Source organism: Methylobacterium sp. EM32 (assembly GCF_040593685.1).
GTDB lineage: Bacteria > Pseudomonadota > Alphaproteobacteria > Rhizobiales > Beijerinckiaceae > Methylobacterium.
The window spans coordinates 1-19,994 of sequence record NZ_JBEXZS010000242.1 but is presented as its reverse complement, the minus strand read 5'-3'; the positions used below and the strand labels follow the sequence as shown (position 1 = coordinate 19,994).

The 19,994-nt window shown below is 71.4% G+C and carries 22 protein-coding genes; 5 read left to right on the top strand and 17 right to left on the bottom strand.

Features of this window, described 5'->3' with window-relative positions; genetic code table 11:
- Positions 1-48: 48 nt before the first annotated feature.
- The 6 genes from proB to rplU all read right to left on the bottom strand — a co-directional run bounded on the left by proB (position 49) and on the right by rplU (position 4,165).
- Complete coding sequence (gene proB, locus ABZT49_RS30550) at positions 49-1,203, bottom strand: glutamate 5-kinase (RefSeq protein ID WP_355291858.1); 1,155 nt, start codon at positions 1,201-1,203, stop codon at positions 49-51.
- 89 nt (positions 1,204-1,292) lie between these two features.
- The gene (locus ABZT49_RS30545) at positions 1,293-1,571 is read right to left on the bottom strand and encodes a hypothetical protein (RefSeq protein ID WP_355291856.1); all 279 of its coding nucleotides are present in this window, start codon (positions 1,569-1,571) and stop codon (positions 1,293-1,295) included.
- Positions 1,572-1,602: 31 nt separating this feature from the next.
- On the bottom strand, positions 1,603-2,631 hold the full coding sequence (gene obgE / locus ABZT49_RS30540; RefSeq protein ID WP_355291855.1) for a GTPase ObgE: 1,029 nt from the start codon (positions 2,629-2,631) through the stop codon (positions 1,603-1,605).
- A gap of 66 nt (positions 2,632-2,697) precedes the next feature.
- Positions 2,698-3,330, bottom strand: a complete 633-nt coding sequence (locus ABZT49_RS30535; protein WP_355291853.1) for a GNAT family N-acetyltransferase — start codon at positions 3,328-3,330, stop codon at positions 2,698-2,700.
- A 193-nt stretch (positions 3,331-3,523) separates the two neighbouring features.
- Positions 3,524-3,805 (bottom strand): 50S ribosomal protein L27, encoded by a 282-nt coding sequence (gene rpmA / locus ABZT49_RS30530; protein WP_355291851.1) that lies wholly within the window; start codon positions 3,803-3,805, stop codon positions 3,524-3,526.
- A gap of 42 nt (positions 3,806-3,847) precedes the next feature.
- On the bottom strand, positions 3,848-4,165 hold the full coding sequence (gene rplU / locus ABZT49_RS30525) for a 50S ribosomal protein L21 (RefSeq protein ID WP_048436258.1): 318 nt from the start codon (positions 4,163-4,165) through the stop codon (positions 3,848-3,850).
- Positions 4,166-4,438: 273 nt separating this feature from the next.
- On the opposite strand from rplU, the gene ABZT49_RS30520 reads away from it, so the two are divergent.
- Positions 4,439-4,834 (top strand): DUF2267 domain-containing protein, encoded by a 396-nt coding sequence (locus tag ABZT49_RS30520; RefSeq protein WP_093571228.1) that lies wholly within the window; start codon positions 4,439-4,441, stop codon positions 4,832-4,834.
- A 177-nt stretch (positions 4,835-5,011) separates the two neighbouring features.
- On the top strand, positions 5,012-5,998 hold the full coding sequence (locus tag ABZT49_RS30515) for a GNAT family N-acyltransferase (RefSeq protein WP_355291849.1): 987 nt from the start codon (positions 5,012-5,014) through the stop codon (positions 5,996-5,998).
- Positions 5,999-6,319: 321 nt separating this feature from the next.
- Here ABZT49_RS30515 and ABZT49_RS30510 read toward each other — a convergent pair whose 3' ends face one another.
- A complete protein-coding gene (locus ABZT49_RS30510) occupies positions 6,320-7,594 on the bottom strand; it encodes an alpha-hydroxy acid oxidase (RefSeq protein ID WP_355291847.1) in 1,275 nt (424 codons plus the stop codon).
- 147 nt (positions 7,595-7,741) lie between these two features.
- On the opposite strand from ABZT49_RS30510, the gene ABZT49_RS30505 reads away from it, so the two are divergent.
- Positions 7,742-8,551, top strand: a complete 810-nt coding sequence (locus ABZT49_RS30505) for a formate/nitrite transporter family protein (protein WP_355291845.1) — start codon at positions 7,742-7,744, stop codon at positions 8,549-8,551.
- A gap of 130 nt (positions 8,552-8,681) precedes the next feature.
- A complete protein-coding gene (locus ABZT49_RS30500) occupies positions 8,682-9,116 on the top strand; it encodes a tellurite resistance TerB family protein (protein WP_109972950.1) in 435 nt (144 codons plus the stop codon).
- Between the two features lie 3 nt (positions 9,117-9,119).
- On the opposite strand, the gene ABZT49_RS30495 is transcribed toward ABZT49_RS30500, so the two are convergent.
- The 6 genes from ABZT49_RS30495 to ABZT49_RS30470 all read right to left on the bottom strand — a co-directional run bounded on the left by ABZT49_RS30495 (position 9,120) and on the right by ABZT49_RS30470 (position 13,897).
- Positions 9,120-10,160 carry a helix-turn-helix domain-containing protein gene (locus ABZT49_RS30495; protein WP_355291843.1) on the bottom strand — a complete coding sequence of 347 codons (1,041 nt, stop codon included), beginning with the start codon at positions 10,158-10,160 and terminating at the stop codon, positions 9,120-9,122.
- Positions 10,157-10,717 carry an isochorismatase family protein gene (locus ABZT49_RS30490; RefSeq protein ID WP_355291840.1) on the bottom strand — a complete coding sequence of 187 codons (561 nt, stop codon included), beginning with the start codon at positions 10,715-10,717 and terminating at the stop codon, positions 10,157-10,159. Before ABZT49_RS30490 ends, ABZT49_RS30495 begins: the two co-directional genes overlap by 4 nt.
- 100 nt (positions 10,718-10,817) lie before the next feature.
- Entirely contained in the window at positions 10,818-11,183 is a 366-nt protein-coding gene (locus ABZT49_RS30485; protein WP_355291838.1) for a VOC family protein, read from the bottom strand.
- 72 nt (positions 11,184-11,255) lie between these two features.
- On the bottom strand, positions 11,256-11,939 hold the full coding sequence (locus tag ABZT49_RS30480) for a YafY family protein (RefSeq protein WP_355291836.1): 684 nt from the start codon (positions 11,937-11,939) through the stop codon (positions 11,256-11,258).
- 93 nt (positions 11,940-12,032) lie between these two features.
- Complete coding sequence (locus ABZT49_RS30475) at positions 12,033-12,647, bottom strand: LysE family translocator (protein ID WP_355291834.1); 615 nt, start codon at positions 12,645-12,647, stop codon at positions 12,033-12,035.
- Between the two features lie 71 nt (positions 12,648-12,718).
- Entirely contained in the window at positions 12,719-13,897 is a 1,179-nt protein-coding gene (locus ABZT49_RS30470; RefSeq protein ID WP_355291833.1) for an MFS transporter, read from the bottom strand.
- A 96-nt stretch (positions 13,898-13,993) separates the two neighbouring features.
- Between ABZT49_RS30470 and ABZT49_RS30465 the strand changes: the two genes are divergently transcribed.
- A complete protein-coding gene (locus tag ABZT49_RS30465; RefSeq protein ID WP_355291831.1) occupies positions 13,994-14,908 on the top strand; it encodes a LysR family transcriptional regulator in 915 nt (304 codons plus the stop codon).
- Between the two features lie 109 nt (positions 14,909-15,017).
- Here the strand turns inward: ABZT49_RS30465 and ABZT49_RS30460 are convergent, their stop codons facing one another.
- The 4 genes from ABZT49_RS30460 to ABZT49_RS30445 form a co-directional block, all read right to left on the bottom strand.
- Positions 15,018-15,914, bottom strand: coding sequence for an alpha/beta hydrolase (locus ABZT49_RS30460; protein WP_355291829.1), 897 nt, complete (start codon positions 15,912-15,914; stop codon positions 15,018-15,020).
- A gap of 80 nt (positions 15,915-15,994) precedes the next feature.
- A complete protein-coding gene (locus ABZT49_RS30455; protein WP_355291827.1) occupies positions 15,995-18,232 on the bottom strand; it encodes a xanthine dehydrogenase family protein molybdopterin-binding subunit in 2,238 nt (745 codons plus the stop codon).
- Positions 18,233-18,241: 9 nt separating this feature from the next.
- Positions 18,242-19,255 (bottom strand): xanthine dehydrogenase family protein subunit M, encoded by a 1,014-nt coding sequence (locus tag ABZT49_RS30450; RefSeq protein ID WP_355291825.1) that lies wholly within the window; start codon positions 19,253-19,255, stop codon positions 18,242-18,244.
- Positions 19,252-19,773, bottom strand: coding sequence for a (2Fe-2S)-binding protein (locus tag ABZT49_RS30445; RefSeq protein WP_355291823.1), 522 nt, complete (start codon positions 19,771-19,773; stop codon positions 19,252-19,254). The genes ABZT49_RS30450 and ABZT49_RS30445 overlap by 4 nt, the downstream gene beginning before the upstream one ends.
- Between the last annotated feature and the right edge of the window lie 221 nt (positions 19,774-19,994).

Below are 19,994 nucleotides of genomic sequence, written 5' to 3'. Positions count from 1 at the left end.
GGGGCGGGCGCCTCGTCGCTGAAAAGGTGTGGCCCGTCCGGCCGCGGGTCAGTCGCCCACCAGGGCGAGGTCGTCCCGGTGCACCATGGCGGCCCGGCCCGGATAGCCGAGGACCGCCTCGATCTCCCGGCTCGACCGCCCCAGGATGCGCCCGGCATCGTCGCTGTCGTAGGCGACGAGGCCGCGCCCGAGCACCCCGCCGTCGCGGGCCCGGATCGTCACCGCGTCGCCGCGGCTGAAGCTGCCCTCGACCCGGACCACGCCGACCGGCAGCAGGCTCGCCCCGCCCTGGAGCGCGCGGGCCGCCCCGGCATCGATCGTCAGGGTGCCGCGCGGCTCGAGCGAGCCGGCGATCCAGGTCTTGCGGGCGGCGCCCGGCGTCGAGCCGGCGAGGAACCACGAGCAGCGCGCGCCCGCCGCCACCGCCTTGAGCGGGTTCTTCGGGCGCCCGTCGGCGATCATCATGTGGGTGCCGCCCGCGACGGCGATCTTGGCCGCCTCGACCTTGGTGCGCATGCCGCCGCGGGACAGCTCCGAGGCCGGCCCGCCCGCCATGGCGTCGATCTCCGGGGTGATCCGGGCGATGACGGCCAGGTGCTCGGCGCTGGGATCGCTCGCCGGGGGGGCGGTGTAGAGCCCGTCAATGTCGGAGAACAGCACCAGGAGGTCGGCGCCGATCATCGTGGCGACGCGGGCGGCGAGGCGGTCGTTGTCGCCGTAGCGGATCTCCGAGGTCGCCACCGTGTCGTTCTCGTTGACGACCGGCACGGCGCGCTCCTCCAGGAGCTTCAGGGTGGTGGCCCGCGCGTTGAGGTAGCGCCGGCGCTCCTCGGTGTCCTGCGGCGTCACCAGGATCTGGCCGGCGACGATGCCGTGATGGGCGAGCGCCTCCGACCAGTGCCGGGCCAGCGCGATCTGCCCCACCGCAGCCGCGGCCTGGCTCTCCTCCAGCCGCAAGGGGCCCGGAGCGAAATTGAGCACCGTGCGCCCGAGTGCGATCGAGCCTGAGGAGACCACCAGCACGTCGACGCCGCGGCTGTGTAGGTCGGCGATGTCCTCGGCGAGCGCCGCCAGCCAGGCATGCCGCAGCCGCCCCCGCGCCCGGTCGACGAGGAGCGCGGAGCCGACCTTCAGGACGACCCGGCGGAACTGGTCGAGGGTGGGAGGCACGACCGGAGACTCGCTGGGGACGGGGGCGGTCATGCGGATGTCGTGTCCTCTAGCGTGAAGCAGCACGAGCGGAGCCATAGGACGGACCGTCCACGAAGGCGAGGCCGCACGGTCTCCGATCGTCACCGCGAGTCAGGATCGTCGTAGGGATCGCCCTGATCCGTGCTCGCCTCCGGCGGCAGCGCGGCTCGCGCCGATGCGGCACGGGCCAAGGCCCGGTCAATGAAGTCTGGCGCCGCGGCCACGTCGCCCGCCGGCGGCTCCTCAAGCGGGGGCAGCGTCGCCTCATAGGCACGCAGTGCCCAGAGCACCACGTTCTCCGGCGTCGTGCCGAGCTGATCGGTCTGACGGAGAACGATGGCAATCGTCTCCGGGTCGGTGATGATCAGCCGATCGGTCATGTCGATCCTTCGAGCGCTAGGTCCACCGCCCTCAAGGCTGCCAGGCCGCCCGCTCCACCGGCGCTTCGGCCGCCGCCTCGTCCATCCGCGCCATCAGGGTGCGCAGGGCCTCGGTCACGCCCTGCCGCGTCGCCGAGGACAGGATCAGGGGTTTTTGGCCGGTCTCCGCCTCCAGCCGCTCGACCTGGAGCGCCAGGGTCTCGAGATCGAGGGCGTCGGCCTTCGAGAGGGCGACCACCTCCGGCTTCTCCTCCAGGCCGTGGCCGTAGGCCTCGAGCTCGGTGCGTACCAGCCGGTAGGCGGCGCCGGCATCCTCGGTGGTGCCCTCGACGAGGTGGAGCAGCACCCGGCAGCGCTCGACATGGGCCAGGAACTTGTCGCCGAGGCCGATGCCCTCGTGCGCGCCCTCGATCAGCCCCGGAATGTCGGCGAGCACGAATTCGCGGGTATCGACCCGCACCACGCCGAGGCCCGGATGCAGGGTGGTGAAGGGGTAGTCGGCGATCTTGGGCTTGGCCGCCGTCACGGCGGCCAGGAAGGTCGACTTGCCGGCATTCGGCAGCCCGACGAGGCCCGCATCGGCGATGAGCTTGAGGCGCAGCCAGAGCCAGTGCTCCTGGCCCTCCAGGCCCGGATTGGCGTGTTTCGGGGCACGGTTGGTCGAGGTGGTGAAGTAGGCGTTGCCGAAGCCGCCATTGCCGCCCTTGGCGAGGCGCACCCGCTGGCCGACCGTGGTCATGTCGGCGATCAGGGTCTCGCGGTCCTCGGACAGGATCTCGGTGCCGGCCGGCACCTTCAGCACCACGTCCTCGCCCTTGCCTCCGGCGCGGTTGCGGCCCGAGCCGTGCTCGCCCTTGCGCGCCTTGAAATGCTGCTGGTAGCGGTAGTCGATCAGGGTGTTCAGCCCCTCGACGCACTCGATCCAGACGTCGCCGCCCCGGCCGCCGTCGCCGCCGTCGGGCCCGCCGAACTCGATGAACTTCTCCCGCCGGAACGAGACGCAGCCGGCGCCGCCGTCTCCCGAGCGGACGTAGACCTTGGCCTCGTCGAGGAACTTCACGGGATCACTCCAGAATAGGTTCGAGGCGGCCGGGGAGGGGCCCCGGCCGCCGTTGCTTGTATCAGATCAGGCGCCGGCCCGGCATTCCGTCCGGTCGTGACGCTCGAAGACGAGGCCCGCGGCGTGCCAGGTCTTCAGGCTGTCCCAGGCCCGCCGGTCGAGCCGGAAGCGGTCGACCGGGAAGACGCCGCCCCGGGCCGGGAAGGCCTGCAGGCCGGAGCCGACCGAGGCGAAGCCGCACTTCTCCAGCACCCGCCGCGAGGCCGGGTTGACGACACGGGCCGACGCGGTGAGCTCGCTCCCCTCCGTATAGGCGAAGAAGGCGTCGATCATCGCCCGCGCGGCTTCCGTCGCCAGGCCCTGGCCCCAATGCGGCGTGCCGAGCCAGTAGCCGAGATGCGGCGCGCCGTCCGGATCGGGCTCGATGCTGACGATGCCGATCGCCTGGGTCGGGTGCCGCCGCGGCGTGATCGCCATGACGAGCGCCCGCCCATCCGCATTGGCCTGCCGCGACTCGAGGATGAACGTATCCACGGCCGGCGGATCGAGCGGATGCGGAATGCGCGCGGTCATCCCGGCTACGGCTTTCTCACCGGCGAAACGGACGAGGGCTTGCGCGTCGGCCTGACGGGCCCAGCGTAGCCACAGCCTCCGGGTCTCGAGCCGGAAGACATCGTCGCGGGTGAGGTCGGGAAACATCGCCTGACTCCGATCCGTACCCAGAGCCTCCCGCTCGGGCACGGTTGCGAGAACGACGAAGGGGAAGGTGGTGCCCCACCTTCCCCTCGTGATCTCGCTCGGAGCTTGGCCGTATCGGGGCCTAAGATGAGCAGGAGTCGCCGGGTCGGTGTGGGGACACCGGCGGAGCTCCCTCGTCACTGGCTCCGTCGGGTTATTCTGCGGCCTCCAGGGCCGGGGCGGCGTCGTTGGCGACGACCGTTACGAAGGCGCGGCCTCGTTTGGTAATGAATTGCACGCGGCCGTCGGTGAGCGCGAAGAGGGTGTGGTCGGTGCCCATGCCGACATTCACGCCGGGATGCCACTTGGTGCCGCGCTGACGCACGATGATGTTGCCGGCGATGACGGCCTCGCTGCCGAACTTCTTCACGCCGAGACGACGACCAGCCGAATCGCGACCGTTGCGGGACGAACCGCCTGCCTTCTTGTGAGCCATGGGGCTAACTCCTCAATTCTGGAAAAGGGCTCGCAGCCAGCCTTAGGCGGCGCTGATGCCCGTGACGCGGACCACGGTGAGGTCCTGGCGGTGACCGCGCTTGCGGCGCGAGTTCTGGCGGCGGCGCTTCTTGAAGGCGATGACCTTCGGGCCGCGGGCCTGCTTCACGATCTCGCCGGCGACGCTGACGCCCGAGACCAGCGGGGCGCCGACCTGGGTCGCGCCGGCGCCGTCGGTGAACAGCAGCACTTCGCCGAAGGTGACGGCGGTACCGGCCTCGCCCTCGAGCTTCTCGATCGTGATGACGTCGTTGGCGGCGACGCGGTACTGCTTGCCGCCGGTCTTGATCACTGCGAACATCGTTCTCGTCCGTGTTCCATCCGGCCTCCGGCACCCTGCCGGGGTCGTCTTTTTGACAGTTGACGTTCGGGAGCCTGGATCAGGCCACCGCGAACGCGACGGCGCGCGGACCGTGCAGCCCGCGCGCCAGATGGCACCGTTACGGGTGCGCGCGCCGCCTGTCAACGGCGGACCGGCCGGTTTCACCGCCCCGCCTTGATTTCCCGCCCACCTTCGCCGAAGACCGCCCGGCGGCGGGCCGGACGGCTTGAGCCGGAGGAGCGGGAGACCACGATGGAAGAGCTTGTTGCCCGGGTGACGCAGGCCACGGGCCTCGACGCGACCACGGCCCAGAAGGCGATCGGGCTCATCCTGGCCTTCCTGCAGAAGGAGGGCCCGGCGGAGGAGGTCAACAAGTTGATCGCCGCCATGCCGGGTGCCGACGCGGCGATCGCCCAGTCCGGCGACGGCGGCCCCGGCGAGGGCGGCGGCGGCCTGATGGGGATGCTCGGCGGCATGATGGGCGGCGGCGTGATGGCGCTCGGCCAGAAGCTGATGTCGGCCGGCGTGCCGATGGGCCAGATGCAGCCACTCGGCCGCGAATTGTTCGCCTATGGCCGCGAGAAGGCCGGCGAGGACGTGATGGGGCCGATCGTCGGCTCGATCCCGGGCCTGAACCAGTTCGTCTGACGGTTTTTTGGCGGCGGGGCGGCACTGCCCCGCCAACTCTCTGCAGGGCTTTGTAAACCCCTGTCATATTCCCGTGCGGGGTTTCGTGGTGTCTTGTCGCCGCGCAGGGCGCTCAAGCCCACCTGGCGCCGGACTCTTGGCGCCGGTTCGGTCGGCGCCGCACGGGATGCCTCGATCATGGTTCCGTTCCTCACCCGCGGCCCGGCCGGCGACGGCCGCGATGCTCCGCCCGGCATTCCCCTCGCGCGCCTCATCGGCCGCGCCGCGGAGGGTGGCATCCACCTCAAGGGACTGGCGCAGCCCTCGCGGCTCTTCCCGCGCCTGAAAGCTTTCGAGACGCCCGGCCTCGACCCGGTGCTCGGCCGCATCGGTTCCCTCGAAGTGCGTCTCGCGACGACGCCGAAGGAGGTCAAGCGGGCTCAGCGCCTGCGCTACCGGGTGTTCTACGAGGAGATGGCGGCGATCCCGACCGGCCTCGCGATGCTCAAGCGCCGCGACGTCGACGAGTACGATGCCGTCTGCGACCACCTCCTGGTGATCGACCACGCCGCGCAGGAAGCCAAACCTTTCCGCAAGCCGAAGCCCCGGGTCGTCGGCACCTACCGGCTGCTGCGCCAGGAGCAGGCCGACCGGCATTTCGGCTTCTACACCGCCGGCGAGTACGATCTCGGCCCGGTGCTGGAAGCCAAGGCCGGCAAGCGGCTCTTGGAGCTCGGCCGCTCCTGCGTGCTCAAGCCCTACCGCACCAAGCGCACCGTCGAGCTGCTCTGGCACGGCATCTGGACCTACGTGCTGCATCACCGCATCGACGCGATGCTCGGCTGCGCCAGCCTGGAGGGCACCGATCCCGACCGCCTGGCCCTGCCCCTGAGCTTCCTGCACCACTTCGCCCGCGCTCCCGAGGGCTGGCGCGCCCGGGCCCTGCCGGGCCGCCACGTCGCCATGGACCGCCTGAGCCGCGAGGCGATCGACCCCAAGGCCGCCCTCCAGGCCCTGCCGCCGCTGATCAAGGGGTACCTGCGGGTCGGCGCCACCTTCGGCGACGGCGCGGTGGTCGATCACCAGTTCGGTACCACCGACGTGTTCGTGGTGCTGCCGGTGGAGGCCATCGCCAAGCGCTATATCGGGCATTTCGGCGCGGAGGCGGGGCGGCACGCGGCGTGAGCAACTGTCCGCAACGCCGGTAGAACTGCCGGCCCCGGCTTTGCCCGCCTTCGACCTCGGAAGGTGTTTGGTCGGCCCGACTTGCAACTCACACCGTCATCCCGGGGCCGCGCAGCGGAACCCGGGATCCATAACCGCTGGCGACTCAGGATGAAGCGGAACGCGATCCGTCCTATTCTTGAACGTCAGCGGTTATGGATTCCGGGTTCTCGCCTGCGGCGAGCCCCGGAATGACCCTGTGGGTGAGGATCCCGGGCGCCAATCCGGCATGCTTCGACGGTACCGAGCCCTCCCGGCCGATCCCTGTCCAGAATTGTACCCTCACCACCCGCCACCCCGCCGCGCCCGCACGTGGTCCCGCGTGATCGCGTCGAGACTGGGCGTCCCGAGCAGGGTCATGGCGTTGTCGAGTTCGCTCCGAAAGATCTCGATCGCCCGGGAGACGCCCTCGGTCCCGCCCGCCGACAGGCCCCACAGGAAGGGCCGGCCCAGGCTGCAGGCGGTGGCGCCGAGCGCCAGCGCCTTGATCACGTCGGTGCCGCGGCGCACGCCGCCGTCGAGTACGACCTCGGCGCGGCCCCCCACCGCCTCGGCCACGTCGGGGAGCGCGGCGATCGCCGCCGGCACGTCGTCGAGCTGGCGGCCGCCGTGGTTGGAGACGATCACCGCCTCGATCCCGAGCGCCACCGCCCGCTCGGCGTCGGCCGGATGCAGAAGACCTTTGAGCGCCATCGGGCCGCGCCATTGGTCGCGGATGCGGGCGATGTCGTCCCAAGTAGCCGAGGGGTCGAACAGCGAGGCGACGTGCTGCGCTACGCTGGTGAAGCCGCTCCCCGCCACCTGGAAGTTGCCGAAGCCCAGCCGCGAGCGGGCGGCGCCGGCGAGCCAGGCCGGGCGGCGGGCGAGGTCGAGGGCGGTGGAGAGGCGCGGCCGCAGCGGCATGGTGAAGGCGTTGCGCAGGTCGCGCTCGCGCCGTCCCTGCACCGCGAGGTCGACAGTGAGGCACAGGACCCGGTAGCGCGCCGCCGCGGCCCGGTGCAGCAGCGCCTGCATCCACTCCCGGTCGCGCAGGAAGTAGAGCTGGAACCAGCGCTCGCCCTCGGGCGCCCCTTCCGCCACGTGCTCGATCGAGCCGACGGAGTTGGTCGACAGGCAGTAGGGGATTCCCGCCCGCGCTGCCGCTCGCGCGCCCGCCACCTCCCCGTCCGGCCAGAAGAACCCGGCGAGCCCGGTCGGCGCCATCATGATCGGCAGGGACGACGGGACGCCCAGGATCGGCCGGGAGAGGTCGCGGGTGCGGACATCGACGCCGACCCGCGGCATCAGCATCCAGGAATCGAAGGCCTCGACGTTGTCGCGTAAGGTGCGCTCATCCTCGGCGCCGCCATCAATGAAGTCGAACACCGCCTTCGGCAGCCGCCGGGCGGCCTGGTCGCGCAGGTCCGCGATGGCGTAGGCCCGCTGCAAACGGGCGGTCAGGCGGGTCGGGGCGGCGGGCGCCACCGGGGCCGTCCGGGCCGGCGCGGGCGGCGGCGTCAGGGCGGAGGACGGCCGCGGGGCGAGGGCCCGCCCCGTGCGGTGCTCGTCTGCATCCACGCTTGCCTCCCCTCCGGTTCTTCGATCCGGTCGCCAGACGGGTAGCACCGGCGCCCGGCCGGCCGCAACCGGCGGGGAGGGGAGCGGAACCGGGGCAGAGGCCGCGCGTCGAATACGCTCCATCACTGACGTGCGGCGCGACATCACATGGCGGACCGGGACGAGGCGGAGCGCGGCGAGATCGAGGACCGCTCGGCGCCCCGCGCCACCATCGTCCACGAGGCGGTGCGCAAGCAGGGCGAGGAGGAGCTGGAGCGCCCCTCCGGCTCCCTGCTCTGGTCCGGCGTCGCGGCCGGCATCGCCATCACGGCCTCGGTGATCGCGCAGGGCGCGCTGCACCACAAGCTGCCGGCCGACATGGCGGCCCGCACCCTGGTCTCGCAGCTCGGCTATCCCCTCGGCTTCCTGATCGTGATCCTCGGGCGGCTGCAGCTCTTCACCGAGCAGACGATCGTCACCGTGCTGCCCCTCGTCACCCGGCCGAGCCGGCGGGCGCTCGCGGCGACCGCGCGGCTGTGGGGCATCGTGCTCCTCGGCAACCTCGCCGGCACCGCCGTGGCGGCGGCGCTCATCATCCACGGCCATCTGGTGAGCGAAGGCCTCCGTGACGCGATGCTGGCGGTGTCGCGCGAGAGCCTGATGCACAAGTCGCCCTCGGAGATGCTGCTCCAGGGCATTCCGGCCGGCTTCCTGATCGCCACCGTGGCCTGGTTGCGGGCGGCGTCGAGCGGGGGCGAATTCTGGATCGTCTTCACCCTCACCTTCGCGATCGTGCTCGGCGACTTCACCCACGTGGTGGCGGGCGCGGCGGAGGCGTTCCTGCTGCTCGTCGCCGGGGAGGCCGGTCCCGGGCACGTGCTCGGCGGGATGATCCTGCCCGCGCTGATCGGCAACGTCGTCGGCGGCACCGGCCTGTTCGCGCTGCTGGCCCATGCCCAGGTCCGACAGGAACTGTGAGTGCGCCAGGAACTGTGAGTGCGGCAGAGGCTGTGAGAGGTTCGTGCTGCGCTGCGGCAGGCTGCCGATTTTCTCAGTCGACCGCGCTTGCTAAGCAGGGGACGACGGATCGACGAGAAGAGGGAGACCGATGAGCCTCGTTCAGGCGGCCTTCGGCCGGTTCAAGCAGACGGTGACGGCCTATGCGGGCGATGCCCCGCTGATGCGGGCCGCGGTGTCGGCCTGCGCCAACGTGATCGTGGCCGACGGCGAGGTCGCAGGGGCGGAGTTCGAGGCGGCGCTCAAAGGCATGCTGGCCGATCCGATCCTCGAGAAGGGCTACGACAGCCTGATGCTGGAGGAGGAGCTCTACGACGCGATCGGCCGCGCCCGCACCCGGGCCGGGCGGATGCAGAACATGCATTTCATTGAGGCCCTGGCCGAGCGCCCGGCGGAGCAGCGCCAAAGCGTCTTCCTTATCGCCGCCGACGTCGCCGATTTCGAGGGCATCAGCCCGTCCGAGCACCGGGCCCTGACCGAGGTGGCCGGCGCGCTCGGGCTCGACCGGGACGCGCTGCTCGCCTGAGCCTCAGCCGTCCCTCAGCGCGCTCGGCGGGCGGTCGTGCAGGCGGCTCCAGGCCCGGCGGAGCTGGCGCGGCGAGGCGAAGCCCGTGCGCTCGGCCACGCGCTCCATGTCGAGGCGGGTCTGGGCCAGGAGGTCGCGGGCCAGAGCCACCCGCAAGCCGTTGATGTAAGCCGGCAGGCTCATCCCGGCATGGCGGTTGAACAGCCGCGACAGGTGGCGCGGGCTGGTGGCCGCGAGATCGGCCAGGACGTCGAGGCTCCAGGCCCGGGCCGGATCGGCGCTCACCGCGTCCTGCACCCGGTGGATCGCCGGATGCAGGTGGTTGCGCCCCTCCAGCCAGGGCGAGAGCTGCGGGTCGTGGCCGGCCCGGCGCAGATACACGACGAGGTAGCGCGCCACCGCCGCCGCGCAGGCCGGATCGACGAGGCGCGCCACGAGATGCAGCATCAGGTCGATGCCGGCGGTGATGCCGGCGCTGGTCAGCCGCTCGCGGTCCTCGACGAACAGCCGGTCCTCCAGCACCCGCGCCGCGGGGGCGAGCGCCGCGAGCTCGGCGCAAGCCCCGTGGTGGGTGGTGCAGGCATGCCCGTCGAGGAGCCCGGCCCGGGCCGCCAGCAGGGCGCCGGAGCAGATCGAGACCAGGCGGTGGCCCGGCCGGATCGCCTCCCGCAGCCAGGCGACGATCGCCGCCTCGGCCTCCCGCTCGTGGTCGCCGGGAGGTGAGGGGTCGTCGAGGATCCGCTCCGCCGTGCCGGCGAGCACCACGGTCGCGCCGTCCGGCAGCGGCGCGGGCAGGGGCCGAAGGCCCGCGATCCCGAGTCCGGTCGAGCTCGTGACCTCCGGGCACGGTCCGACATGGCTGACGCGGAACTGCACCCGGTCCTGGAGCAGGTTGGCCTTGCGCAAGACCTCGACGGGCCCGGCCGCGTCGAGGAGCAGGGTGCGCGGCGGACACACCACGAAGACCGGCAGGATGACCGGCGAGCGGGCCGGCGCCGGCAAGGGGGCCGGCAAGGGGGCCGGTATGTCCGCTGTCGCGCTCATGCGGCGAGGCGCGAGGCCGGCCCGGCCAAGGCCTCCTCGACCGTGGCGATGCGGGCGAAGCGGCCGGCCAGGACCAGTTCGGTGCGGGCCCGGATCTCGTCGGCGCTCCAGCTTCGCCCGGCGGCGTCGGTCATCGCGAAGGTCAGGGTCGCATCAGCGACGTAATCGACCGCGTAGCCGAGGTCGGAGGCGTGGCGGGTGGTGGTCTCGCAGCACTGCTCGGTGCGGATGCCACTCACGATCAGCCGGCGGATGCCGTTCTGGTTCAGCCAGACTTCGAGCCCGCTGCCGACCAGCGCAGAGTGGCGCCTCTTGTGGAACACCGCGTTGGGCGTGAGCCGCAGGGGCTCCAGGGTGCGGACATGACCGGAGGCGAGGGAGAACGGCCCCTGCTCCTCGACGTGGAAGACCTGCAGCACGGGGACGTTTCGCGCCACGGCGCCGTCGATCAGCGCCTGGCTGCGGTCGAGGAAGCGGGGGAGGTCGGCCTCGTCCCAGTAGGGACGGTGGCGGAAGGATTCTTGGACGTCGATCACGAGGAGGGCGGTGTCCGGCATGGGCTTGATCCTTAGCGGGTGGGACGGCGCCAGGATAGGCGCCGCACCGAGACCCGAAAGGCCGCGTCCGGACCGGAAGCGGACGAAAAAGGACAGAGGCCTAGCCCGGCCGGAAGACGCGCAGGCGATGCCCGTCGGGATCGAGGGCCAGGAAGGTGCGGCCGAAATCCGCGTCGGTCGGCGGCTGGAGGATCGTCAGGCCGCAGGCGGCCCAGTCGGCATGCGTCGCCGCGAGGGCGGCGTCGTCCGCGACGGTGACGGCGATCTCGGTCCCGCCGCCGCCGGCCGTGGCCGCCGGCACGACGGAGTGGCGGGACCACAGGCCGAGCCTCAATCCATTCTCGAAGGCGAAAAGCACGAAGGTCGGGCCCGCCTCGACCGGGGCGCGGCCGAGCAGGGCGGCGTAGAAGCGGCCGCTCGCCTCGGGGTCGTCGACGTAGAGGATTGTGTAGGAGGGCTGAAGCATCGTGGGGGCTCCGGTCTGGTGCGGTGCCCCCGGGATCTACGCGGCCCCACTGACAGATTCCGGCAGCAGCGATCAGGGGGCGATGCCCTGGATTGCGCGCCACTCCCGCAGCAGGGCGTGGCGGGAGCGGGGGTAGCGCGCGCCGGTGAGGGTCAGGGCCTCGATCCGGTCGGTGCGGAAATGGCGGAAATCGTCTCGCGCCTCGCACCAGGCGACGACGACCCGCACCCGCTCGAAGAAGCCGAGGGCGAAGGGCCAGACCACTCGCTCGGATTCCGCCCCGCCCGCGTCGCGGTAGCGGATCGTCACCTTGTGCTGGGCCCGGATGGCGCCGCGCAGGGATGCGAGGTCGATGCGCTCCGGCGGCGCCTCCGCCGGGCCGACCATCAGCGTCGAGGCGTCGAGCCTGTCGCGTAAGGCCGGCGGCAGGACGGCGCCGATCTTCGCCAGCGCATCGCCCGCGGCCGCCGCCAGCGGCGTGTCGGCCCGTCCCGCCACCCAGCGCATGCCGAGGACCAGGGCCTCGATCTCCTCCTCGCGGAACATCAGCGGCGGCAGGGTGAAGCCGGGGCGCAGGACGTAGCCGAGGCCCGGCTCTCCCTCGATCGCCGCCCCCTGCGCCTGGAGGCTGGCAATGTCGCGATACAGGGTGCGCAGGCTGACGCCCGTTTCCTGCGCGAGGTGCCGGCCGCTGACCGGGCCGCGGTGACGGCGCAAGACCTGGAGCAGGTCGAGCAGGCGTTCGGCACGGGACATGGATCGGGCACTCGCGGCGGATCGGACGCCGCGTCGTGGCAGATGAAACGCCGGGACGGAATGCCCGCACCCGCAACCAGTCGACCGACGCGATCAGCGCGCCGCGACCACCGCCACGCCGGCCCCGACCATCACCCCGCCGGCGACCCGGTTCGCCCGCCGGACCGCGATGCGGGTGCGCAGGGCGCGCCGCAAGCGGCCGGCCAGGAGGACGTGGCCGCCGATCACCAGGGCCTCGACCGCCACGATCACGCCGGCGAGGATCCCGACCTGCGCCGGGGCGAGGGCGCCGCCGACGACGTTCGGCAGCAGGGCGAGATAGAACAGAGGCATCTTCGGGTTGCCGAGATTGAGGGCGAGGCCGGTCAGCACGCTCGCCGCCAGGCCGGGCGCCGCGCCGCCCGCGCGCTCCGCCGGCAGCACCGGCTCCGCATTCCACAGGCGGATCCCGGCCCAGACCAGGTAGGCGGCGCCGGCATAGCGCAGGACCGTCATCACCGCCCCCATCTCCCGCGCCACGACCGCGAGCCCGCGGGCGGCGAGGACCAGGACGGCGAGGATGCCCATCACCATGCCGACCCCGTAGGCGAGGCCGGCGGCCGGCCCGTGCGACAGGGTGCGGGCGATGATGGTCATGTTGTCGGGCCCGGGGCTCGCGGCGAAGACCAGGAAGGCGGCCGCGAAGGCGAGGAGGGTCGTCGTGTCCATCTTGAGCGCCTCTGCGAGAGCGAGCACGGTTTCCGTTCAAGGATCGGGCCAAGGATCGGGCCAAGTCTGCCTCAGGGGCAACCACGCGCCGTGGCGAGTTGCGACGGCTGCGTCCTGCGCCGCAGGCCGAGCATCAGGGCGAGCGCCGTTCCGGCCGCGGCGGCGCCCGCCAGCGACACCGCCGGGAAGCCGAGGCCGGCATCGATCACCCCGCCGCCGAGGGCGGCCCCGATCGCATTGCCGAGGTTGAAGGCGCCGATATTCATCGCCGAGGCGAGGTTCGGGGCGGCGGCTGCCGCGCTCACCACCCGCATCTGGAGCGGCGGCACGATGGTGAAGCTCGCGACTCCCCACAGGAAGATCAGCGGCCCGCAGGTCCAGGCGGAGCGCATGCCGGCGGCGAACAAGACCAGAAGCACGACGAGGCTCGCCAGCGAGCCGATCAGCGTCCCGTCGAGGGAGCGGTCCGCCAGACGCCCGCCGAGACCGTTGCCGATGGTGAGGCCGAGACCGTAGACGACCAGCATCGCCGTGACGAAGGCGGAGCCCGCCCCGGTCTCCTCCCGCAGGATCGGCGCGATGTAGGTGAAGACGGTGAACATCGCGCTGGCGCCGAGCACCGTCAGCAGCAGGGCCGAGAGCACGGAGCCGTGCCGCAGGGTGCGCAGTTCCGCCCGCATGTCGGTGCCGGCCTTAACGGGAAGCGGCGGCAGGGAGAGCCGCAGCGCCAGCATCGCCACGCCGCCGATCGCCGCGATGCCGAGGAAGACGGTGCGCCAGCCCAGGATCTCGCCGATCCAGGCCGCGAGCGGCACGCCGCCCACCGTCGCGACGGTCAACCCCGAGAACATCGCGGCGACCGCCGAGGCACGCCGCTGCGGCGCCACCACGCCGGCCGCGACGACCGCGCCGACGCCGAAGAAGGCGCCGTGGTTGAAGGAGGTGACGACCCGCGCGGCCAGGAGCGTGCCGTAGCCTTCGGCCAGCCCCGAGAGCAGGTTGCCGAGGATGAACACGCCCATCAGGCCGATCAGCAGGGTCCGGCGCGGCGTGCGGGCGAAGAGCAGCGTCATCAGCGGTGCGCCGACGAGCACGCCGACGGCGTAGGCGCTGACCAGCAGGCCCGCCGCCGGGATCGAGACCCCGAGATCGGCGGCGATGGTCGGCAGCATGCCCATCGGGGCGAATTCGGTGACACCGATGCCGAAGGCGCCGATCGCGAGCGCCAAAAGGGGTGGGTTGATCGTCATGGAAGACTCCCGCTTGTTCCAGGGCGGCATTGTCTTGACGAATGGCAGGGGCGGTAGTCAGGCTCGCGGACCAGGATCTGTGCGCCGGAGTCACGAATGAAGCGGGAGGCGACCGACCGGGCCGGAGAGATGGCGGCCTTCGCCGCGGTGGTGCGGGCCGGCAGCCTGTCGGGGGCCGCCCGCGCCCTCGGCCTGACGCCGTCCGCCGTCAGCCGCATCGTCGCGCGGATCGAGGCCCGGCTCGGCGTGCGCCTGATCGTGCGGACGACCCGCAGCCTGCACCTCACGGCGGAGGGCGAGACCTATGCGCGGGCGGCGTGCCGCGTGCTGGCCGACCTCGACGAGGTGGAGAGCACAATCGCCGATCAGGCCTCGCCGCGTGGCAAGGTCCGGGTCAGCGCCGCCACGGCCCATGGTCGCCTGATCGTCGTGCCGCTGCTGGCCGAGTTCGTCGCGCGCTATCCCGAGATCGCCGTCGAGATTGATCTGAGCGACCAGATCGCGGACGTGCTCGGGGGGCGGATCGACATGGCGATCCGCTTCGGCCCTCTCGCCGACAGCCCGTTGACCGCCCGCCGCCTCGGTGAGACCGGGCGCATGGTCGTCGCCGCCCCGTCCTACCTCGCCCGCGCCGGCGTGCCGCGGGTGCCGGCCGATCTCGCGCAGCACAATTGCCTGGATTTCAGCTTCCGGCGCATCGAGCCCGGCTGGCCGTTCCGCGAGGCGGGGCGCGATGTCCTGCTCGCGGTCCGTGGCAACCTCACGGCCAATAGCGGCGAGACGCTGGTGCAACTCGCGGTGCAGGGGGTGGGCATTACCCGGGTCGGGAGCTTCCACATCCAGGAGGAGGTGGCGAGCGGCCGGCTCGTTCCCCTCCTCGAAGCCTACAACCCGCAGGACCGCGAGAGCATCCACGCGGTGTTCGTCGGCGGTGCGACGGTGCCGGCGCGGGTGCGCGTCTTGGTCGATTTCCTGGCGGAGCGGATGCGAGCCCGGTCGCCGGGAGGATGACCGGGCCGCATCACTCCAAGACATCTCTCTGCGTCATCCCGGGTTCCGCTTGCGCGGCCCCGGGATGACGCGGAGGGTAGTAAGACTGTCTTGCGAGTCGGGCAGTCGCTCAGTGCTGACCGACCTCGCCCAGATGCGTCAGCAGCGCCTCCGCCACCGGGTCCGGCGCCTCCCGAGTCGGGAAGTGGCCGACGCCGTCGAGCGCGACCTGCCGATACGGCCCGGTGAAGGATTGCTCCTGGCCTGCGAACGAGGCCGGCAGCGTGCAGGAATCCTCGGCCCCGTGGATTACCAGGGTCGGCACCGCGATGCCGGTCGCTTCCTCCGCCGCCTGCCTGAGTTCGGCGAAGCGCGGGTCGGGCGCGTCGGCGCCCCAGCGCGAGCGGTAGAAGTTGAGGGTGACGGCGGCCCAGTCCGGGTTCTGGAACGACGGCGCGGTCTTGCCGAAGGTCTCGTCGGTGAACCACGGGCCGGGCGGGCTCCAGGCCACCCATTGCTCGCGGGCGAAGGCGAGGGGGTTCTCGCGCACGAAGGCGGCGCCCGGCTCGGTGGTCATGAACCACTGGTACCAGAAGGCCCGCACCTGCGGCAGCGGCGGCACGCCGATCCGGCCGGGCGCCCAGGGTACCGACAGGGCGGCGATGGACGAGACGCGCTGCGGCCGGGCGGCGGCGAGCATATAGACGACGCGGGCGCCCCAGTCGTGGCCGATCACCGGCAGGCGCGAGAAGCCGAGTGCGTCCATGAAGGCGAGGATGTCGGTGGCGAGCGCGGCCGTCTCGCCGGTCTTCGGGCCCTCGGCGTTCAGGAACTTGGTCGGTCCGCAGCCGCGCCAGTAGGGCACGATGGTGCGCCAGCCCGCGGCGTTCAGCTTCGGCACCACGCCGTCGAAGGTGCGCGGGTCGTCCGGCCAGCCGTGCAGCAGCAGGACCGGTTGGCCCATGTCGGGCCCCGAGGCCTCGTAGGTGATCTCGACCTCGCCGGCCGTGACGCTGTTGACGTCCATGGGCACTGCTCCCGTCCACAAACACGAGGGGCGGAAGCCCGAAGGCCCCGCCCCTTGCTCCCCTCAACGGCTGAGATGGGTCAGCCGATGATCTTGTCGATGGTGATCGGCAGCTCGCGCACCCGCTTGCCGGTGGCGTGGAACACCGCGTTCGCGACGGCCGCGGCGGCGCCCACGATGCCGATCTCGCCGAGGCCCTTGACGCCGAGCGGGCTGACCTTGTCGTCGTGCTCGTCGACGAAGATCACCTCGATGTCGTGGATGTCGGCGTTCACCGGCACGTGGTACTCGCCGAGATTGTGGTTCATGATCCGCCCGAGGGTGTGGTCGAGCATCGACTCCTCCTCCAGAGCCGCGCCGATCCCCATCACCACCCCGCCGAGGATCTGGCTGCGGGCGGTCTTCAGGTTGAGGATCTTGCCGGCCGCGATGGCGCTCACCACCCGCGTCACCCGCACCACGCCGAGATCCTCGTCGATCTTCACCTCGGCGAAGACCGCCGAGTGGGTGTAGGCCGAGAAGCGCATGTTGGTGAGCATGCTCGGCTTGACCTTCTCGGTCGCCTCGACACGCTCGACGCCGCCGGCCCGCATCGCCTCGGCGATCGGGATTTTTCGCGTGGGATCGCCCTGAAGCCGGATCTCGCCATCCGCGAAGGTCACGTGGGCGAAGTCCGCGTTGGCGAGCGGCGACTCCGCCATCCCGCGGGCGTAGCCGAGCAGTTTCTCCGCCACCGTGCGGCAGGCCGCCTGCACGGCGGCACCCGAGGATGCTGCGGTCCAGGAGCCGCCGGCGAGCGGCGCCTCGGGGAGCGCGGTGTCGCCGAGCCGGGTGGTGACTTGGTCGAGGGGGAGGCCGAGCGCGTCGGCGCCGATCTGGGCGAGGATCGTGTAGGTGCCGGTGCCGAGATCGGCGGTCGAGCAGGCGAGTTCGAGCTTGCCGTCGGGCGTGAGCGTGGCGCTCGCGCTCGACTGCATCATCATCGCTTCCCACACGCCGGTCGCCATGCCCCAGCCGACGAGCTCGCGCCCGTCGCGCATCGACCGCGGCTCCGCCTTGCGCTTCGACCAGCCGAAGCGCTGGGCGCCCTGCTCGTAGGCGGCGCGGAGCGCCTTCGAGGTGAACTCCTTGCCCTCGCCCTCGTCGCGCTCGGCGTAGTTGCGAAGGCGCAGTTCCAGCGGATCGACGCCGGTGGCGTAGGCGAGCTCGTCCATCGCGCATTCGAGGGCGAAGATGCCCGTCACCGCGCCGGGCGCCCGCATGTCGGACGGGGTGTAGGTGTCGATCTTGGCGAGCTTGTAGTCGAGCGTGACGTTCGGGCAGTGGTAGAGCAGGCCCGACCAGTTGACGACCGCCTCCTGGTAATCCTCGAAGGTCGAGGTCCCGGCGACCGCGTCGTGCGTCAGCGCCTGGAGCCGCCCGTCCCTATCGGCGCCGAGGGCCACGGTCTGGAGGGTCTCCGGCCGGTAGCCGAAGGTGAACATCTGATCTCGGGTCAGCACCACCCGGACCGAGCGCTTGAGGTCGAGGGCGGCCGAGACCGCGAGGTAGAGCTGGTATTGCGGCCTTAAACCCGAGCCGAACCCGCCGCCGACATAGGGAGTGATCACCCGCACGTCGTCAGGTTTCAGGTTGAACACGCTGCAGACGTAGCCCTGCGTGTTGTTCACGCCCTGGATCTTGTCGTGGATGGTGAGCTTGCCCTCGCCCTCGTAGACCACCGTCGAGGCGTGCGGCTCCATCGGGTTGTGGTGCTCGATCGCCTGCTTGTACTCGTGGCGCAACTGGATCGGCGCGGTATCGTAGGCGCTGCCTGCGTCGCCGCGCGGGTCCGGCGGCGGCTTGATGCCGGAGCGCTTCTTCGGCGGGACGTAGGCCGCGTCGCGATTCTTCTCGAGATCGGTGTTCGGCACCTCCTCTTCATAGGCGATCCTGACCAGGGTGGCGCCGTAGCGGGCGAGCTCGAAGCTCTCGGCCACCACCAGCGCCACCGGCTGGCCGCCATAGACGATCTCGGGCCCGTTGAGCGCCCGGAACGGCGAGCCGGGGGGCGCGACCTGATCGCGGTAATTGTAGTCGAGCCAGGCGGTGCGCGGCTTGTTCTCGTGGGTGAACACCTTGATCACCCCGGGCACCGCCTCGGCGGCCTTGGTGTCGATCGCGGTGATGCGGCCCTTGGCGATCGCGCTCGACACCACCACGCCGTGGGCGAGGTCGGGGGCGGTGAACTCGGCGGCGTATTTGGCGGCGCCCGTCACCTTGGCGGGGCCGTCGAGCCGGCTCCGGGCGGTGCCGACATAGTGCGAGGGGGTGGCCATGGCGATCCTTTAGGCGATGCGCTTGTCGGTCTGGGATTGCGGCGTGCCGGCGGCGGCCTGGGACAGACCCCGCACGATGGCGCGCCGAGCCAGCTCGACCTTGAAGGCGTTGTGGGTGTAGGGCCGGGCCTCGGCCAGGATCACGTCCGCGGCCTCGCGAAAAGTCTCCGGCGTGGCCGGCTTGCCCTGGAGGCGCGCCTCGGCCTCCGCGTTGCGCCAGGGCTTGTGGGCGACGCCGCCGAGCGCGAGACGCGCCGTGCGGATCGTGTCGCCGTCCATCTCCAGAGCGGCTGCGACCGAGACCAGCGCGAAGGCGTAGGACAGCCGGTCGCGCAGCTTCAAGTAGGTGTAGTGCTTCGAAAAGTCCTCGTCCGGCAGGTCGACCGAGAGCACGATCTCGCCGTGGCGCAGCGTCGTGTCGCGCTGCGGCTCGTCACCCGGCAGGCGGTGGAACTCCGCGAAGGGAATGGCACGCCGGCCGTTCGGTCCCTCGACCTGCACCGTCGCCTCGAGCGCCGCCAGGGCGACGCACATGTCGGAGGGGTGGGTGGCGATGCATTTATCGGAAGCGCCGAGGATGGCGTGGATGCGGTTGACCCCGGTCATCGCCGGGCAGCCGCTGCCGGGCTCGCGCTTGTTGCAGGGCGTGCCCTCGTCGTAGAAATAGTAGCACCGGGTGCGCTGGAGCACGTTGCCGCCGGTGGTCGCGGCGTTGCGCAGCTGCGGCGAGGCGCCGGCCAGCAGGGCGCTCGCGAGCAGGGGATAACGCTCTGTGACCAGCGGGTCGTAGGCGAGGGTGGCGTTCGGCACCAGCGCGCCGAGCCGCAGGCCGCCCTCGTGCTGGACGATCTCGTCCAGCGGCAGGCGGGTGATGTCGACGAGCCGCCCCGGTCGCTCGACATTGTACTTCATCAGGTCGACGAGGTTGGTGCCGCCGGCGATGAAGCGCGCCGCCGGATCGGCGGCCAGCGCCTGCACGGCCTCCTGCACGGTGCCGGCGCGGGTGTAGTCGAACCGGTTCATTCCGCGGCCTCCCGGAATGACGACGCTTTGTTCTTCAGCACGTCCTCGACGGCGTCGACGATGTTGGAATAGGCGCCGCAGCGGCAGATGTTGCCGCTCATGTGCTCGCGGATCTCCTCGCGCGAGCGGGCCCGGCCCTCCTCGATCAGCGCCACCGCGGACATGATCTGGCCCGGCGTGCAGTAACCGCACTGGAACGCGTCGTGCTCGACGAAGGCCGCCTGGACCGGGTGCAAGCTGCCGGAGGACAGGCCCTCGATGGTGGTGACCGTGGCGCCGTCCTTCTGCACCGCCAGGGCGAGGCAGGAATTGATCCGCTTGCCGTCGACGATCACCGTGCAGGAGCCGCACTGGCCGTGGTCGCAACCCTTCTTGGTTCCGGTGAGGTCGAGCTCCTCGCGCAGGAGGTCGAGGAGGGTGGTCCAGGGCGCGACCCGAAGCTTGCGCTCCTGCCCGTTGACCGTGAGGGTGACCGGGATCGTTCCCGGTGGGGCGGAGGAGCTGCTGTCGCTCAGCATGGGTCTGCCATCGATCATGAGGAGGCCCGGTACGGCCGCGCGCCGAGAGAGGCGCGCGGCTCACGAGCCGGGCGGCATACCCGATAACCGTTCCAGTGTGCGGTCGTTCCCCGTGGGAGTATCGGGGGTTGGGGACCTGTATCATATTCACCAGTGACGCTGCCGAAGAAGGGTTAGGTGTAGATCACGGTGGTGCCCGTATAATTAAAAAAAAAGTGAGG